The sequence below is a fragment of the Nocardioides alpinus genome (assembly GCF_900112035.1).
Classification (GTDB): domain Bacteria; phylum Actinomycetota; class Actinomycetes; order Propionibacteriales; family Nocardioidaceae; genus Nocardioides; species Nocardioides alpinus.
The window spans coordinates 147,301-162,419 of sequence record NZ_FOKC01000006.1 but is presented as its reverse complement, the minus strand read 5'-3'; the positions used below and the strand labels follow the sequence as shown (position 1 = coordinate 162,419).

The window sequence follows — 15,119 nt, the reverse complement described above, 5'->3', positions numbered from 1 at the left end:
CGGCTGCTCAGCCGAGCTCCTCGCGCCGACGCAGCTCCTTGAGCTCCTTCTTCTCGAGCTCGCGGACGTGCTCGTCGATGATGTCCTGCTTCCGCGCGACGACGCGCACGAGATTCATCAGGGCGAAGCCCATGGGGAAGAGCGGCCACGGAAAGCCACCCCACATCGTGGCGGCCCAGATGGTCCACAGCAGGGTGGAGAGGCCGATCAGCCCCAACAGTGCCTCGCGACGATCACTCTCCCATCGCCGGACGGCCTGGCTGCGCCTGTCGTCCTCGGTGGAGCGCTTCGCACGGGTGACCGGTAGGTCGTCGACGAGCGGCATCAGGTCGCCGAGGGTGCGGCTCGCGAACGCCGCCTCCGTGCGCTCGTCGTACTCGGCGCGGGTGATGCGTCCCTCGGCGAAGGCGTCGGCGAGCACGCTCTCGATGACGGCGCGGTCGCGGTCCGACGCGCGCATGCCCACGTTGGCGGGTTTGCGGGGGTCGTGGTCGAACTGGCTCCACACCTCGATGTCGGACGACATGCCGCCAGCATAGGTCGGGCCCCACCCCTGCGGAGGTGGGTGGAGTGCCGATGCCGCGGCGGGAGGACTAGCGTCACCGCCATGAGCACTTCCATCGACCTCGGTCGCCCGATCTCCGGCGACGTCATCGACCTCATCCTCGAGGACCACCGCCGCTTCGAGGCCCTGATGCGCGACCTGCGCGACAGCACCTCGGACCGCGACGCCGTACGACAGGCCCTGGCCGCGCTGCACGTCGCCCACGCCGAGGCGGAGGAGAAGCACGTCTATCCCACGCTCCGGCGCAAGGACGCGATCACCGACCACGAGGCCGAGCACGGCGAGGAGGAGCACGCCGAGGGCCACGAGGCGATGCTCAAGGTGCTCGAGCTCAAGGGCACCGACACGCAGGCCTTCGACGACGCCGTCGAGGAGCTCGCCACCGCCCTCAACCACCACCTGACCGAGGAGGAGCTCACCATCCTCAACCCGGCCAGGGAAGAGGTCGGTGAGCACGTGCGCGCCGACCTCGGCAAGGCCTTCGCCACCGAGCGCAACGCGCAGCTGGACGCCGACTGCGGTTCCATCGACAACGTCCGCCGCATCGTGAAGGTCGCCGAGAAGGAAGGCCTCCTCGACGACGAGGACGAGGAGTCCGACGACTGAGGGATGGGCGCATAGACGCGGCCCGCGACGACGAGCCGGTCAGCGGCGGTGGCGCATCATGGTGAGGCCGACCATGCGCGCCACCACCATCGCGATGTAGAACACGCCGACCATCATCTCGACCATCAGCACGGCCCGCGCCTCCTCGCCGACGGCGACGATGTCGGAGAGGCCGACGCTGGTCAGCGTCGAGAACGACAGGTAGAGCAGCTCGAACCACGAGTGGTCGAAGCCGCCGGCGTTGGTGAACGAGTTCGGCCACACGACCTGGACGACGGCGAAGAGGTAGGCGAACGCCCACGCGACCACGGTGAAGGCCGCCCCGGTCGCGTAGTACTCGTCGGTGGTGATCTCGTCGTCGTGGAACAGGTAGCGCAGCATCGCGTAGGAGACGTAGAAGTAGAACGGCGCGTGCAGCAGGCCGGACACCAGCACGATCGCGTCGTTGTCGGAGAAGACGGCCTCGAGCAGGGTGAAGACGATGGTCGGGGCGCCCAGGAAGAGGACGACGCGGCTCACGTGGGGCGTACGCCGCACCGCGAGGACGGCCGAGCCGACCGCGAGCATCCCGATCACGCCGAGGAACGCGCCGCCGATCGTCGAGCCGCCCAGGAACGGCCAGGCCAGCACCTGCAGCAGCTGCGCGCCCAGCAGCATGGCGGACGGGTGCGCGGTCAGGTGCTGGATCGGCCGGGTCACGTCGACAGAGTCTAGGCAGCGCGACCCGACGGGGGGATGAGCGACGCGGGGACGCCCGGCTGGGCTAGGTTCGCGTCGTGGGAGCACGCGGTGGGACCTGGGTGGTCGGCGGCCTGGCGGTGGCGCTGGTCGGACTGATGGTGGCCATCGGGGTGCTCCTGACCTCACGGGCATCGGTCGACGACGACCTGACCGCGTCCCAGCGCGAGGTCGCCGAGGCCGCCCGCACCGAGGCGCTGGCCTTCCTCACCGTCGACCACACCGACATGGACCCGCTCATCGACGCCGTCCTGGCAGGTGCCACGGGTGAGTTCAAGGAGCAGTACGAGTCCCAGCGCGAGATGCTGGCCAGCGAGGCGGTCCGCACCGAGGCCACGTCGGCCGGCGAGGTGGTCGCCCTCGGCGTCGGCGACCTCGACGACGAGACGGCCACCGTGCTGATCGCGGCCAACAGCACCGTCACCAACACGAGCACCGGCAGCGAGGGTCAGGTCCGCTACTACCGGCTGCGGCTCGACCTGGTCCGCGAGGACGACCGGTGGCTCACGAGCAACGTGCAGTTCGTGAGGTGACGGCCATGACGACGCAGAAGCGCATCGCGTGGGTGCTGGCGGTGCTGGTGCTCGCGGCGGCCATCGTCCTGCTCTGGCTGGTGCAGGCGGGCGAGCGGCAACCGGAGGGGGTCTCGACCGCCGAGTCCGACCGGGCCGTCGTGGCGTCCGCTGCGGTCAAGGACGACGTGCTCGACGTCGCCGCGGAGGCGGCCACCCGTGTCTACAGCTATGGCTGGGAGACGCTGGCCGACGACAAGGCCGCCGCCCGCGAGCTCCTCACCGGCGACATGCTCAGCCAGTACGACCGCACGATGGCCGGGGTCGCCACGTCGAGCCGTCGCGACCGCACCGTCGTCTCCGCCGAGGTCGTCGGCACCTCGCTCGTGACGGCGACGACGTCGTACGCCCGGGTGCTGGTGTTCGTCAACCAGCGCACCACCGGTGACGACCTCGCGAAGCCGACCCTCGACCTCGACCGGGTGCTGATCACGCTCGTGCGCACCGACGACGCGTGGAAGGTCAGCGAGCTCGATGCCCTGTGAGAAAGCCTTGTGAGGCTGCCTCCCGGACGGGAGGATCGCGGCGTGGATGACGTGACGACCGACCTGCTGATCATCGGCGCGGGCCCGACAGGGCTCTACTCCGCCTACTACGCCGGCTTCCGCGGCCTGAGCGTCGCCGTCGTGGACTCGCTGCCCGAGCTCGGCGGGCAGATCACCGCGATGTACCCCGAGAAGGCGATCCTCGACGTCGCCGGCTTCCCCAGCGTCAAGGGTCGCGACCTGGTCGAGGGCCTCGTCGAGCAGGCTGCCACCGCGCACCCGACGTACCTGCTGGACCGCACGGCCACCACTCTCGAGCACCGCGACGACGACGTGGTCGTCACCCTCGACGACGACACGCGCATCGTGGCCGGCGCCGTGCTCATCACGTCCGGCATCGGCAAGTTCAGCCCGCGGCCGCTGCCCGCCGGCGACGGCTGGGTGGGTCGCGGCATGGAGTTCTTCGTACCCAGCTTCGCGCCGTACGCCGGCAAGGACGTGGTCATCGTCGGCGGCGGCGACAGCGCCTTCGACTGGGCCCAGCACCTCGAGCCCGTCGCCGCCTCGGTGACGCTCGTGCACCGCCGCGACGCGTTCCGCGCGCACGAGCGGACGGTCACCGAGGTCAAGGCCTCCAGCGTCGAGATCATCACCAACGCCCAGGTGACTGCGCTCCGCGGGGAGGCGCACCTCGAGGAGGTCGAGATCAGTGTCGACGGCGAGGAGCCGCAGGTGCGGCCCGCGCAGGCGCTGGTGGCGGCGCTCGGCTTCATCGCCGACCTCGGTGCGATCCAGCGGTGGGGCCTGGTGACGGAGAAGCGCCACGTGGTCGTCGACTCGGCCATGCGGACCAACCTGCCGCGCGTGTTCGCGGCCGGCGACATCACCGACTACCCCGGCAAGGTGCGGCTGATCGCGGTCGGGTTCGGTGAGGCCGCGACCGCGGTCAACAACGCCGCCGTCACCCTCGACCCGTCGGCCCACGTCTTCCCCGGTCACTCGAGCGAGGCCTGAGGCGTCGGCATGGGGTTGTTCTCACGTCCCGCCACGGGTGTCGACATGCGTGACCGCGACTACGTGCTCACCGGCTGTCCGGTGGTGGCACGCGACGACATGCTCGTCCTGGTCGACCTCACCGTGCGCCTCGCCGTGCGTCCGCCACGCGACGACGAGGCCGACGCCCTGGGCTACGACCCCGGCGACGAGAGGTCGGTCCACGCGGTCTGCGTGCTGGTGCTGCGCCAGCTGGGTGCTGACATGCCGTCCGACGAGCTGCTCGTGGGACGTGCGCGCATCGTGGAGGCGGTGGAGCAGGGCCTCGCGTTCGCGCCGGTCGGCGCGGGCGTCGCCGGCCGTGTGCTGAGCGCCGAGGTGCGGCCGTACGATTCTGCCGGCGCGGTCCTCGATCACGAGTACCGGCTGGTCGCCGGTTCGTGAACCCTGCTCCCGGCGCAGCCCCTACCCGCCAGTAGGCATAATGGGTGGCTCACCGAGCGCCACCCCGGAGCAGGACCGAAAGGCAGAACACGTGCGCATCGCCATGCTGTCCTACCGGAGCAAGCCGCACTGCGGCGGTCAGGGCGTCTACATCCGGCACCTGAGCCGGGAGCTCGTACGACTCGGGCACGACGTCGAGGTCTTCTCCGGGCAGCCCTACCCCGACCTCGACGAGGGCGTCCGCCTGACCAAGGTGCCGAGCCTCGACCTCTACCGCGAGCCCGACCCGTTCCGGGTGCCGAAGCTGCGTGAGTTCCGCGACCGGATCGACGTCGAGGAGTTCCTCACCATGTGCACGGCCGGGTTCCCCGAGCCGAAGACCTTCGGCTCGCGCATCGCGCGGCTGATGAAGGAGCGGGCCGGCGACTTCGACATCGCCCACGACAACCAGGTGCTCGCACCGGGGGTCATGGAGCTGGAGTCCTACGGGCTCCCCGTCGTCGCCACGATCCACCACCCGATCACGATGGACCGCCGGATCGACCTGCAGACGGCTCCGAATCGACGCAAGCGGCTCACGCTGCGCCGGTGGTACGGCTTCCTGCGGATGCAGACCAAGGTCGCCAAGCAGCTGCGCAAGGTGCTGGTGCCGTCGGAGTCGTCGGCCCGCGACATCGCCCGCGACTTCGGCGTCGACCCTGCGCGGATCGAGACCATCCTGCTCGGCGTCGACGACATCTTCGCGCCGCCGACCGCGCCGCGCGTGCCGGGCCGGATCCTGGCGATGGCCAGCGCCGATGCCCCGATGAAGGGCATCGCGACCCTCCTCGAGGCCTTCGCCAAGCTGGCCGTGGAGCGCGAGATCTCGCTGGTCCTGGTCACCCGTCCCGAACCGGGTGGTCGCACGGAGCAGCTGATCGACCAGCTCGGCATCGCCGACAAGGTGAGCTTCGTCAGCGGGGTGAGCGACGCGGAGCTGGTGGAGGTGATGGGCTCGGCCGAGGTGGCGTGCGTGCCGTCGCTCTACGAGGGGTTCTCGTTGCCGACCGCCGAGCTGATGGCCTGCGCCACGCCGCTGGTCGTGTCGCGCGCCGGAGCCATCCCGGAGGTGGTCGGCCCCGACGGCGAGTGCGCCGACCTGGTCACCCCCGGCGACGTCGGCGAGCTGACGTCCGCGATCGCGGCGCTGCTCGACGACCCCGAACGTCGTACGACGATGGGTGCCGCCGGTCGCGCCCGCGTCCAGGAGCTGTTCAGCTGGCGTGCCGTGGCCGAGGCCACCGCCGCCGCCTACGAGGAGACCATCGCCGCCTTCCGGTTGGAGCAGGGCGCGCGCGAGCAGGAGGAGCACCACCGTGCTGACCGTTGACTTCGACCGGCTCGGGCTGCGCCCGGGCGATCGCGTCCTCGACATGGGCTGCGGCGCCGGGCGCCACGCGTTCGAGATGTACAAGCGTGGCGCCGACGTGATCGCCTTCGACATGGACGCCGACGAGCTGGCGACCGTGCGCGAGTGGTTCGCCGCGATGCGCGACGCCGGTGAGGTGCCGGTCGGCGCCGAGGCCGACGTGAAGGAGGGCGACGCCCTCGCCCTGCCCTTCGCCGACGGCGAGTTCGACCGCATCGTCGCGGCCGAGGTGCTCGAGCACATCCACGCCGACGTCGACGCCATCAAGGAGCTCGTCCGCGTGCTCCGCCCGGGCGGCACGCTCGCCATCTCGGTGCCGCGCTGGTTGCCCGAGATCATCAACTGGAAGCTCTCCGACGACTACCACAACGCCGAGGGCGGCCACATCCGGATCTACACGGCCGAGGAGCTCGTCGACAAGGTCACCAAGGCGGGCCGCTCCAACGACGGCACGCCGGGAGACGCGATGGTCTTCACGGGCAAGGACTACGCCCACGGGCTGCACACGCCCTACTGGTGGATCAAGTGCGCCGTCGGCGTCACCCACGACGAGCACCCGCTCGCCAAGGCCTACCACCGGCTCCTGGTGTGGGAGATCATGAAGAACCCCCGGTCGCTGCAGGTGGCCGGCAAGGTGCTGGACCCGCTGATCGGCAAGAGCATGGTGCTCTACTTCACCAAGCCCGACGCCCTCCCCCTCACATGAGCCAGGCGCCCCGCGCGATCGACGAGATCCTCACCTGGTCGCAGGTCGAGCAGACGGCAGCCACCATCGCGGCCGTGCAGGAGCCGTCCGGCGCGATCCCGTGGAGCGCCGGCGAGCACACCGACGTCTGGAACCACCTCGAGTCCGCGATGGCGCTGATGGTCGGCGACCAGCGCGAGGCGGCCGGACGTGCGTTCGCCTGGGTCCGCGAGACCCAGCGCGCCGACGGCTCCTGGCCGATGAAGATCGTCACAGGTGAGGTCGAGGACCACTCCGGCGAGTCCAACATGTCGGCCTACGTCGCTGTCGCGGTGTGGCACCACTGGCTGGTCGCCCAGGACGAGGCGTTCGTCCGCCTCATGTGGCCGACGGTGCGGCGCGCGCTCGACTTCGTCGTGTCGCTGCAGCTGCCCTTCGGCGGCGTCGCCTGGTCGCAGGAGTGGTACGACGGCAGCCCGGCCGCGGTCAACGAGGGCGCCCTCCTCGCCGGGTCGTCCAGCATTCACCACAGCCTGCGTGCCGGCATCGCGCTGGCAGACCTGGTGAGGGAGACGCAGCCCGAGTGGGAGCTGGCCGCCGGACGCCTGGGCCACGCCCTGCGCGAGCACCGCGACCTCTTCCTCGACAAGTCCGAGTTCTCGATGGACTGGTACTACCCCGTCCTCGGCGGGGCGGTGCGCGGTGAGGCGGCGTACGCGCTGCTCGCGACGCGGTGGGACACCTTCGTCGAGTCCGGGCTCGGCATCCGGTGCGTCTCCACCAACCCGTGGTTCACCGGCGCCGAGACGTGCGAGCTGGTGCTGGCGCTCGAGGCGATCGGCGACCGGGAGCGGGCGCTGCGCCTGCTCGCCGACATGCAGCACCTGCGCACCGACGAGGGGTCCTACTGGACCGGCTACGTTTTCCCCTCGAGCCCGGATGAGCAGGGCGTCAACTGGCCCGTCGAGCAGACCACCTACACGGCCGCCGCGGTCGTCCTGGCCGTCGACGCGCTCTCCGACCGCACGCCGGGCGCCGACATCATGCGCGGCACCACGCTGCCGTCGGACGTCGCAGAGATCGGTCTCGGGTGCGGGTGCGTCGCGGGCGAGGGATCAGGCGAGCGGGTCGCCGGCCTCGCCCGACGTACGGCGTAGCACCCGCATCGAGCCGACCACCTCGACCTCGGTGAAGGCGCCGCTGGCCAGGGCCGGCAGGTAGATGTCGTCGTGGGGCGGTCGACCACCGTCGGCCGGGTCGGGGAACACGTCGTGGATGACGAGGACGCCGCCCGCCATCACCCAGTGCGGCCAGCCGCGGAAGTCGGTGCGCGCAGGCTCCACGCCGTGGCCGCCGTCGATGAAGAGCAGCGACAGGGGAGTGTGCCACCAGCGGCTCACGGTCTCCGACCGTCCGACGACCGCGACGACCTGCTCCTCGAGTCCGGCGTCGGCGATGGTGCGCCGGAAGGTCGGCAGTGTGTCCATCACCCCGAGGTCGTCATCGACCAGGCTGTCGTCGTGGTGCTCCCAGCCGGCCTGGTTCTCCTCGGACCCGCGGTGGTGGTCGACGGTGAAGACGGTCCCGCCGACCTCGCGGGCCGCGCCGCCGAGCCAGATCGCGGACTTGCCGCAGTAGGTCCCGACCTCGAGGGCCGGTCCGTGGACGAGCCGTTCGCGCGCCCAGTGGTGGAGCAGGGCGCCCTCGTCCTCGGGCATGAAGCCCTTGGCGGCGCGGGCGTGGTCGAGCAGGTCGGCCGGGAGCGACCGGTGCAGCGTCACCTAGGCGCCCCGGTCCGCGCGGGCGTCGTCGTCCAGGTCGGCCGACATCTCACCGGGCTCGACCCCGCTGTCGGCCTCGAGGCCGTGGCGCCAGGTGTTCCAGTGCCAGGTGAGGTAGCGGTCGACGGCGCGGACCGCGTGCGCGCTGCGGATGGAGTGGAAGACGTCGAAGGCGTGCTGGGCGCCCGGCAGCTCGGCGTAGACCACGGACTTCCGTGACGTACGCCGGAGCTCGGCGACGAACATCCGGGCCTGGTCGACCGCCACCAGGCTGTCGAGCTCGCCGTGGATCACGAAGAAGTCGGGTGCGTCGGGGGTGATCCGCAGGATCGGGGACGCGGCCTCATAGGTGTCGGGGGCGTCGGCCCACGTCGTCTTCATGACCTTGGGGCCGAGGAAGGCGTCGCGCATGCCGATCGCGTTGGTGAGCCCGGTCGAGCCGGCGAAGTCGTAGACGCCGTAGAACGGCACGGCCGCCTGCACGCGGGTGTCGGCGTCCTCGAAGCCGGGCTGGAACGCGGGGTCGCCCGGGGTCAGTGCAGCCAGGGCGGTCAGGTGGCCGCCGGCCGAGCCACCGGTGATCGCGAGGTAGTCCGGATCACCGCCGTAGTCAGCGATGTTGTCCTTGATCCAGGCGATGGCGCGCTTGACGTCGACGATGTGCGCGGGCCAGGCATCGCGCGGGGAGAGGCGGTAGTTGATCGCCACGCAGACCCAGCCCTTGGCGGCCATCTGGTTCATCAGCGGGCGCCCCTGGTGCTCCTTCTCGCCCACCGACCAGGCACCGCCGTGGACCTGCAGCAGGACCGGAGCGTCCTTGATCGCGTCCTTGCCGGCCGGGAGGTAGATGTCGAGCCGCCCGCGCTTGCCCGCCTCGGAGTAGGAGAGGTTGCGGATCACCCGCACGCCGTCGTCGGCGAAGTGGAACGGCCGGGCCAGACGCCGCCACGGCGTGGCCAGGTCGGCGGGCGTGGGCGCCTGGTCGAGCTGCTCGACGTAGTCGACGCCCAGGCCCTCGACCAGGGCCTCCTCGAAGCCGGCACCCGCCCGGCGGCTCTGGTGCACCATCCGCGCGAGGCCGAGCGCACTCGCCCCGGCGAGCGCGAGCCCTGCCTTGGCCCGGAACCCCTGACGCCGGCCCTTGGTCAGGTGTGCGGCTGCGTCGAGCGCGGTCAGCGCGAGCAGCTGCGGCGCGGTCTCGTTGAAGACGAAGCCCGCCGCGAACGAGCCGACGCCGCTGCGCTGCCCGCGCGAGGGGCGTACGGCGTTGACGGTCAGGGCGGCGATGACACTCTGGCGACTCAGGAAGCTCACCCGGCCAACCTACTCGTCAGTACGTTCCGTCCCAACACGGTCCGGACTGTGACCTCAGCCCGTTGGACGGAGGTGGGCGGCGAGGAAGTCGAGCACCGCGTCGACGGCGACCTGCTGGCGGTGGGCGGTGACGGTGGAGTGTCCTTTGCCCTCGAGCTCGACCCGGATGAACGCGTCGCCGAGCTGGGTGGTCAGCGTGTCGAAGCGCTTCCCGACGGCCGGGTCGGACCGGTAGCGGATCCCGAGCACCTGCTGACCGGCGGCGCACCGGCCCTTGACGATGTCGAGGTCGCCGGGGGAGAGGTTGACGTCGCGCGAGCGGGAGGGCGTCACGGGGAAGGGGGCGCTCGGCTGGCAGAGCACCGGCGCAGCGACGGAGTCGTCGACCATCATCGCCAGCGCGAACCCACCGGTGAAGCACATCCCGAGGGCGCCCACGCCCGGTCCGCCGAGCTCCGCGTGGAGGGTGCGGGACAGCGAGCGCAGCCAGCCTGCGACGGGTGTGGTCTCGCCCGTGCGGAGCTTGGTGAACTCCTTGCTGACGCACACCTGGCGCAACGTCCTTGCGGTCGATCCCGCTGTCATCGGCGCGCCGTCGGTGCCGAAGAGGCTCGGCATCACCACGGTGTAACCGGCGTCCACCAGCTCCTGGCCGAACGTCGCGACCTCCGGCGTGATGCCGGGGATCTCGTGGATGACGACGACCCCGGGACCGGTGCCCCGTCGGTACGTCGGGTGGCTCACGCCGTCGTACGTGTGGGAGTCGCGGACCCATCCGTCGGGGAAAGTCATGTGCGCAGTGTGGCGCACGGGTCCCGGGATCCCTCGCGAAGACGCCTGCCGCTGAGGGTCTAACGGATTCCTGACCGGGCGGTTAGGTTGCTGAGCTACCCAATTCCCACAGAACAGGTGATCCCCCGGATGCGACACTCACGTTCCCTGCGGTCTCTCGTGGTGGCCGGCTCGATGGCGCTCGCCGCCACGACGCTGTCCGCGACCGCTGCCGTCCCTGCCACCGCGTCGGGCGCCTCGCCCCAGGCGGCTGCCTGCGAGGACGGACACTCCGACCACGCGGCCGAGGCCCGCGTGCGCAAGGGCTCCAAGAAGCTCGAGCCGGCCGCGTTCGCCGGCACGGGCGAGGAGTACGCCGTGCTCGCCGACTCGGCCACGCTTGCAGGCGGCTCCGTGACCATCCCGACCTACTTCCACGTCGTGCTCCCCGAGGCGGAGGAGGCCAACGGCAGCGCCGCCGAGGACCGGCTCAGGACGCTGGTCGACCGGCAGGTCGCAGTACTCAACGAGGCCTTCGCCGGCCGCACCAAGAAGCGGACGTCCGCCACCACGCCCTTCCAGTACACGCTGGCGGGCGTCGACTTCTCCTACAACGACGCGTGGTCGACGGTGACGCCCGGCCCGGTCGAGTCCGAGATGAAGGCCGCCACACGTGTGGGCGGCAAGGAGACCCTCAACGTCTGGACCGCCAACATCGGTGACGGCCTCCTCGGCTGGGCGACCTTCCCGACCAAGAGGCTCAGCTCCAACGACGGCGTGGTCATCCTGGACGAGTCGATGCCCGGTGGCACGGCCGTCCCGTACGACGGCGGCGACACGCTGACCCACGAGGTCGGCCACTGGCTGGCGCTTTACCACACGTTCCAGGGCGGTTGTAACGGCCAGGGCGACCGGGTCTCCGACACCCCGGCCGAGGCCGCACCGCAGTTCGGCTGCCCGACCGGGGCCGACACCTGTGCTGCACCGGGGCTCGACCCGATCCACAACTACATGGACTACACCGAGGACGACTGCATGTACCAGTTCACCCCCGGTCAGGCCGCTCGGATGAGCGACGCCTGGACCCAGTACCGCGCCAGCTGATCCCAGCACCACCAGAACACCCGGACACCGGGTCAGGCAGCCGCCTGGCCCGGTGTTCTGACTCCCCGTACAGGGGGGCCGGACTGCGGCTCAGAACGTGTAGCCGAACGCCTCGAGGTCGGCGGCGTACACGTCGGCGACCTTGTCGCGCGTCGTGTCGGAGTAGTAGTCGCGGTAGCTGCCGTGCGGGGACCTGTTGCGGTGGGGGACCCGCGTCGGCTCGCCGCCGAGCCGGCGCTCGACCTCCTCGAGGTCCTCGGCGAAGGACTCGGTGCGGCCGACGAAGTCGACCTCGCGGCCCGGAGCGCGGAGGTAGTCGACCTGGGGCCGTCCCACGCGGGGCAGCTCCTCGGTGCCACGCAGCACGAACTCCTCGAACCCCGCGTACGCCGACGCAGCGCGCCACATGTCGTTGCCGCGCATCTTGACGGCGTCCTCGCCCTGCGGCTTCCCGCTGGACGGTCCCCACTCACGGTCCCAGTCCTGGATCATCGACCACCACGAGACCATCCGGGCCCACGGGTTGCGGACGAAGGCGAAGGACCAGTAGTCGACCGTCTGCGGCTCCGCACGCAGGATCCGCTCGTAGGGCGCGTGCCGACCCAGTGGTGGCTTCACGCCGGGGGTCTTGCTCCGTGCGTCCGGACAGCAGCGCTCGAACGCCACTCCGACCGAGACCCCGCCCGTCTTGGGCACGTGCACGAACAGCGCGCGCCTGGCGTCGGAGATCAGCACGGCGAGAGGCTAACCCACGCACAGGTGGCAGGCGGGACCGGCAGCGTGGCGCCGGCGAGCCGGTGCGGCATGATCGGCCGCGTGATGACGTTCCTCGGACGCGGTCCCGGCCGCGACTTCGTGCTCCTCGCGCTGCCGAAGACCGCGAGCACGTCGCTGGAGCGGACGCTGACGCCGTACGCCACGGAGGTGGTCAGCGCGCCGCCGCACCGCAAGCACCTGCCTGCGCGGGGTTTCGTCCACACCGTCGCCCACGACCTCGATGCGGCGGGCCACCCGCGCGAGTCCTACGAGCTGGTCACCATGTTCCGCGAGCCGATCGCGTGGCTGGAGTCGTGGTGGCGCTACCGCGCCCGCGACGACAGCCGCCGGTCGACGGCCGACATGACCTTCGAGCAGTTCGCCCGGCACTACCTCGCCGGCGACGGTGACGCGCCCGTCCCGAAGGGCCGCCCGGCGAAGTTCATCCACGCCCAGGGAGCCGTCGCGGTCGATCGCCTCTTCAGTGTCGATCGCCCCGACGTGTGGGCGGCGTGGTTCAGCGAGCGGGTCGGGGCGCCACTCGAGTTCGAGCGCCGCAACACCTCCGCGGCCGAGCGGGGCGAGCTCTCAGCCGCCACCCGCGCAGCGCTGACGGCCCACTTCGCGCCCGAGTACGACGTGTGGCGCCGGGTCGTCGACACGGGTGAGTGGGCGGGTGCGCGCGGCACCCTCCTGCCGGACCTGGCCGGTCCGGGCCCGGCTCAGGATCAGGATCAGGTTCAGTAGGTGTAGCCGAAGAGCTCGATGTCCTCGGCGTAGACCTCGGCGATCCGCTGGCGCGTCTCGTCGTTGAAGTAGTCGTGGTAGGTCCCGTGCTTGGACTTGTTCTTGTGCGGGGGCACGGTCGGCTCGAGGCCGAGCTGGACCTGCACCCGCTGGAGGTCCGCGACGAAGTTCTCGGTGCGGCCGACGAAGTCGACCTCCCTGCCGAACTTGGGCGCGCGCAGGTAGGTGATCTGGGGGGTGCCGACCCGGGGGAGCTCCTCGGTGCCGCGCATCACGAACTCGTCGAAGCCGGAGTAGGTGGCAGCGGTGCGCCACATCGCGTTGCCGTCGCGCATGGAGTTGTGCTTGACGTCCTGGGGCTTGCCGCTGGACGGTCCGTGGCGGCGGTCCCAGGCGGCGATCATCGAGTACCACGAGACCATCCGGGCCCACGGGTTCCGGACGAAGCCGAACATCCAGTAGTCGGTGACCTGCGGCTCGTGCTTGAGGATCTTGCCGAGCGTCGCATGCCGGCCGAGCGCGGGACGCGCCTTGCGAGCGTCGGGGCAGGCCTCCTTGACCGTCTCCTCGACCGACACCCCGCCGGTCTTGGGGACGTGCACGAAGAGGACCTGCCGGGAGTCGGAAATCAGCACGCGCCGAGGCTATCCCAGCGACCGGTCAGCGGATGAACGCCGTCCGGGCGCCGACGTCGCGAGCCGCGGTCAGGCGAGATTGAGCCGCTGGCCCTACTGGTCCAGACCACCCGTGGGCGTTTGTAAAGAAAGGTCGTATGAAAGGTCAAGTGCGAGCAATTCGACCGCGAGATCCCGAAGATCACCCCTAGCGTCAGCCAAGTCATCGTGGGGATGGCATTCGAAGGACAAGACCGTGGGGGTCACACATGTCGCAGTACAGCCGTCGCACGTTGGTACGTGGAGCAGCGTGGAGCATTCCAGTCATCGCGGTCGCCGTGAACGCGCCGGCCTTCGCCGCGTCGCACGACGCGCCGTCGCCCGGGTCGCTGGTCATGGACTGCAGGACGAATGGGCAGGGCGGTGGCAACTGCCAGGGCTATCGCCTGGTCGTCAACTTCAACGTGCAGGGCACGACGAGCTGGAACATCCGCATCACCACCGCTCAGATCACCAGCAGCGCGGGTGTCACCGAGTCGATCAACCTGCCGACGGCCTTCCCGTACGTCGTCAGCCCGACGAGCCAGGCCATGAACCTGTGGTTCTGCTCGGCGTCGAGCCCCAGCGGACTCACGCTGAACATCAGCTACTCGGCCTGGCGGGTCGGCTCGAACGAGTCGACCGCCGTGGTGCAGTCCTTCCCGCAGGCCGTGTACGCCGGCGGGTCCATTCCCGTCTGCTAGCCCGCCGCGCGTCCTCGCCAGCATCCCCGGATGCCGACAACCGCTGTCCGGTGCCTGACCGGAGGCTCGGCCGGAGGCTGGGTCAGCCCTCGAGCGGCCAGCCGCGCTGGGCCCAGCCGCCGGTCCCGCCGGCCACGTTGATCGCGGGCAGGCCCTCGGCGCGCAGGTGGTCGACGACCTGTCGGCTGCGACCGCCGACCGCGCAGATGACGAAGAACGGGGTGTCGCGCGGCAGCTCGGCGATCCGCCCGGGGATGTCGTTCATCGGGATGTGGACCGCGCCGGGCACGCGCCCGCCGGCCACCTCGTCGGCCTCACGGACGTCCACGACGTACGCGCCCTGGCTGTGCGCGGCGGCGAAGTCGTCGAGGTCGACCTCGTCCTGCGGGCCGTTGGCGGCGGCCTCCTGGGCGGCCTGCGCCTCCTGGCGCACGGCGTCCATGTCGAGCTCGCGGGCCTGGGAGATCACGCCGGCCAGCGCCTGGGGCGGCAGCGCGCCGGCCTGGTTGAAGAGGAGGACGCCGTCGCGGAAGAGCATCAGCGTCGGGATCGAGGAGATCGCCGCCATCTGGGCGAGCTGCTGCTCGGCCTCGGTGTCGACCTTGCCGAAGACGATGTCGGGGTTGTCCTCGGCGGCCTTCTCGTAGACGGGGGCGAACTGCCGGCACGGGCCGCACCAGGCGGCCCAGAAGTCGACGAGGACGATGCCCTCGCCGCTCACGGTCTGCTCGAAGTCGGCCAGGGTCAGCTCACGCGTGCTCATGCGCCAAGCCTGCCACGGAGGGTCTGCCGA

Annotated in this window: 19 protein-coding genes; 11 read left to right on the top strand and 8 right to left on the bottom strand. The window is 70.8% G+C overall.

Annotated features, from left to right (window positions below; genetic code table 11):
- Positions 1 to 7 precede the first annotated feature (7 nt).
- The gene (locus BM127_RS13885; RefSeq protein WP_091199397.1) at positions 8 to 526 is read right to left on the bottom strand and encodes a DUF1707 SHOCT-like domain-containing protein; all 519 of its coding nucleotides are present in this window, start codon (positions 524 to 526) and stop codon (positions 8 to 10) included.
- An 81-nt stretch (positions 527 to 607) separates the two neighbouring features.
- Here BM127_RS13885 and BM127_RS13880 point away from each other — a divergent pair, with 81 nt between their 5' ends.
- Positions 608 to 1,171, top strand: a complete 564-nt coding sequence (locus BM127_RS13880; RefSeq protein WP_091199396.1) for a hemerythrin domain-containing protein — start codon at positions 608 to 610, stop codon at positions 1,169 to 1,171.
- A 39-nt stretch (positions 1,172 to 1,210) separates the two neighbouring features.
- Here the strand turns inward: BM127_RS13880 and BM127_RS13875 are convergent, their stop codons facing one another.
- Positions 1,211 to 1,870 carry a potassium channel family protein gene (locus tag BM127_RS13875; RefSeq protein ID WP_231263380.1) on the bottom strand — a complete coding sequence of 220 codons (660 nt, stop codon included), beginning with the start codon at positions 1,868 to 1,870 and terminating at the stop codon, positions 1,211 to 1,213.
- Between the two features lie 77 nt (positions 1,871 to 1,947).
- Here BM127_RS13875 and BM127_RS13870 point away from each other — a divergent pair, with 77 nt between their 5' ends.
- The 7 genes from BM127_RS13870 (at position 1,948) to BM127_RS13840 (ending at position 7,653) form a co-directional block, all read left to right on the top strand.
- On the top strand, positions 1,948 to 2,442 hold the full coding sequence (locus tag BM127_RS13870) for a hypothetical protein (RefSeq protein ID WP_175507401.1): 495 nt from the start codon (positions 1,948 to 1,950) through the stop codon (positions 2,440 to 2,442).
- 5 nt (positions 2,443 to 2,447) lie between these two features.
- Complete coding sequence (locus BM127_RS13865; protein WP_091199393.1) at positions 2,448 to 2,966, top strand: hypothetical protein; 519 nt, start codon at positions 2,448 to 2,450, stop codon at positions 2,964 to 2,966.
- A 42-nt stretch (positions 2,967 to 3,008) separates the two neighbouring features.
- Positions 3,009 to 3,980, top strand: a complete 972-nt coding sequence (locus BM127_RS13860) for an NAD(P)/FAD-dependent oxidoreductase (protein ID WP_091199392.1) — start codon at positions 3,009 to 3,011, stop codon at positions 3,978 to 3,980.
- Positions 3,981 to 3,989: 9 nt separating this feature from the next.
- A complete protein-coding gene (locus BM127_RS13855) occupies positions 3,990 to 4,403 on the top strand; it encodes a hypothetical protein (protein ID WP_091199391.1) in 414 nt (137 codons plus the stop codon).
- Between the two features lie 91 nt (positions 4,404 to 4,494).
- The gene (locus BM127_RS13850; RefSeq protein WP_091199390.1) at positions 4,495 to 5,772 is read left to right on the top strand and encodes a glycosyltransferase family 4 protein; all 1,278 of its coding nucleotides are present in this window, start codon (positions 4,495 to 4,497) and stop codon (positions 5,770 to 5,772) included.
- Entirely contained in the window at positions 5,759 to 6,517 is a 759-nt protein-coding gene (locus tag BM127_RS13845; protein ID WP_091199389.1) for a class I SAM-dependent methyltransferase, read from the top strand. The genes BM127_RS13850 and BM127_RS13845 overlap by 14 nt, the downstream gene beginning before the upstream one ends.
- Complete coding sequence (locus BM127_RS13840) at positions 6,514 to 7,653, top strand: glucosidase family protein (RefSeq protein WP_091199388.1); 1,140 nt, start codon at positions 6,514 to 6,516, stop codon at positions 7,651 to 7,653. The genes BM127_RS13845 and BM127_RS13840 overlap by 4 nt, the downstream gene beginning before the upstream one ends.
- On the opposite strand, the gene BM127_RS13835 is transcribed toward BM127_RS13840, so the two are convergent.
- The 3 genes from BM127_RS13835 to BM127_RS13825 are packed head-to-tail and all read right to left on the bottom strand — an operon-like array spanning position 7,612 to position 10,383.
- Entirely contained in the window at positions 7,612 to 8,277 is a 666-nt protein-coding gene (locus BM127_RS13835; protein WP_231263381.1) for a class I SAM-dependent methyltransferase, read from the bottom strand. The genes BM127_RS13840 and BM127_RS13835 overlap by 42 nt on opposite strands.
- Entirely contained in the window at positions 8,278 to 9,591 is a 1,314-nt protein-coding gene (locus tag BM127_RS13830; RefSeq protein ID WP_091199387.1) for an alpha/beta hydrolase, read from the bottom strand. It abuts the gene before it with no gap.
- 54 nt (positions 9,592 to 9,645) lie between these two features.
- Positions 9,646 to 10,383 (bottom strand): dienelactone hydrolase family protein, encoded by a 738-nt coding sequence (locus BM127_RS13825; protein ID WP_091199386.1) that lies wholly within the window; start codon positions 10,381 to 10,383, stop codon positions 9,646 to 9,648.
- A gap of 129 nt (positions 10,384 to 10,512) precedes the next feature.
- Here BM127_RS13825 and BM127_RS13820 point away from each other — a divergent pair, with 129 nt between their 5' ends.
- Entirely contained in the window at positions 10,513 to 11,466 is a 954-nt protein-coding gene (locus tag BM127_RS13820; protein ID WP_175507405.1) for a zinc metalloprotease, read from the top strand.
- Positions 11,467 to 11,556: 90 nt separating this feature from the next.
- On the opposite strand, the gene BM127_RS13815 is transcribed toward BM127_RS13820, so the two are convergent.
- A complete protein-coding gene (locus BM127_RS13815; protein WP_091199385.1) occupies positions 11,557 to 12,201 on the bottom strand; it encodes a sulfotransferase family 2 domain-containing protein in 645 nt (214 codons plus the stop codon).
- Between the two features lie 69 nt (positions 12,202 to 12,270).
- On the opposite strand from BM127_RS13815, the gene BM127_RS13810 reads away from it, so the two are divergent.
- Positions 12,271 to 12,969: a sulfotransferase family protein gene (locus BM127_RS13810; protein WP_091199384.1), complete on the top strand. Its 699-nt coding sequence runs from the start codon at positions 12,271 to 12,273 to the stop codon at positions 12,967 to 12,969.
- Here the strand turns inward: BM127_RS13810 and BM127_RS13805 are convergent.
- Positions 12,963 to 13,604, bottom strand: coding sequence for a sulfotransferase family 2 domain-containing protein (locus BM127_RS13805; protein WP_091199383.1), 642 nt, complete (start codon positions 13,602 to 13,604; stop codon positions 12,963 to 12,965). The two genes, BM127_RS13810 and BM127_RS13805, sit on opposite strands and share 7 nt — an antisense overlap.
- 248 nt (positions 13,605 to 13,852) lie before the next feature.
- Between BM127_RS13805 and BM127_RS13800 the strand changes: the two genes are divergently transcribed.
- Positions 13,853 to 14,326: a hypothetical protein gene (locus BM127_RS13800; RefSeq protein ID WP_139227739.1), complete on the top strand. Its 474-nt coding sequence runs from the start codon at positions 13,853 to 13,855 to the stop codon at positions 14,324 to 14,326.
- A gap of 82 nt (positions 14,327 to 14,408) precedes the next feature.
- On the opposite strand, the gene trxA is transcribed toward BM127_RS13800, so the two are convergent.
- A complete protein-coding gene (gene trxA / locus BM127_RS23100) occupies positions 14,409 to 15,089 on the bottom strand; it encodes a thioredoxin (protein WP_101228872.1) in 681 nt (226 codons plus the stop codon).
- Positions 15,090 to 15,119 lie beyond the last annotated feature (30 nt).